This is a genomic window from Rickettsia sp. TH2014, assembly GCF_019249195.1.
In the GTDB taxonomy this organism is placed as follows: domain Bacteria; phylum Pseudomonadota; class Alphaproteobacteria; order Rickettsiales; family Rickettsiaceae; genus Rickettsia; species Rickettsia felis.
Map to the genome: position 1 here is coordinate 1 of NZ_MXAX01000047.1, position 1,038 is coordinate 1,038.

The following is a 1,038-nucleotide window of genomic DNA, read 5'->3' on the forward strand; positions in this document are numbered from 1 at the left end:
AATGTTACAGCAGCAGGATTAATCACCGGTGCAGTAAGTTATACGGCAGATGGTACTTTAATATCAAATGGTGGAATAACAGGTAATGTAGATTTTGCAGGTAATGAAGGAGTGATGCAGCTTGGTGATGGTGAGACTATTACAGGTGATGTTGATAGTAGTGGGGCATCTGCTGGTACATTGGAGTTTTCAGGTAACGGTGTTGTATCAGGCAATATAGGTACTACTAATGCTATTGCTAAAATTAGTGTAGGAACAGGAGAAGTAAGACTGTATGTATCTGGGGGGAGTGGTGTTACTATTAAGGCTCAAAATGTAAATCTTACAGATACTAATTCAATATTAACATTTTATGACGGTTAAATCACTAGATTTGTAGGCGATATAAATAATACTACTGGTAAAGCTAACCAGGGAACATTAAATGTAGCATATGATAATAACAATAATACCAATACACAAATAACCGGCAATGTTGGTAATACTGGGTCATTAGCTCAAGTGAATATTATAAATAGAGTGGCCACTTTTAATTCTAATATATTAAATGCTGCTAATATTAATTTACAATCAAGCACTTCAACACTTAATTTGGGCAATGGTACACATGTTACCGGCAATATCGATACCACTGCCGGTGATGGTAAGGGTAAGTTAGCATTTTTAGCACATGGAACAGTTACGGGTAATGTAGGAGCAAACGGGACAGCTTTAGAAGAGGTAGTGTTTAATGGAGTTGATAGTATAGACGGTACTGCTAATGCGATAAATTTTACTGTGGCAAATGAAGCATCGTATGTAACAGTGAAAGGATTAATCAGTGGAGCAGTAGGTTATGTAGCAGATGGCACTTTAATATCAAATGGCGGAATAACAGGTAATGTAGATTTTGCAGGTAATGAAGGAGTGATGCAGCTTGGTGATGGTGAGACTATTACAGGTGATGTTGATAGTAGTGGGGCATCTGCTGGTACATTAGAGTTTTTAGGTAAAGGTACTGTTACTGGTACTATTGGTGCTACTAATATGCTTACTAAG

At 37.3% G+C, this 1,038-nt stretch carries 2 pseudogenes; both read left to right on the top strand.

Annotation, left to right across the window (positions count from 1 at the left end):
• Positions 1–363, top strand: a pseudogene (locus KYQ89_RS00665) (hypothetical protein); the annotation flags it as partial.
• Between the two features lie 138 nt (positions 364–501).
• Positions 502–1,038, top strand: a pseudogene (locus KYQ89_RS00670) (hypothetical protein); the annotation flags it as partial.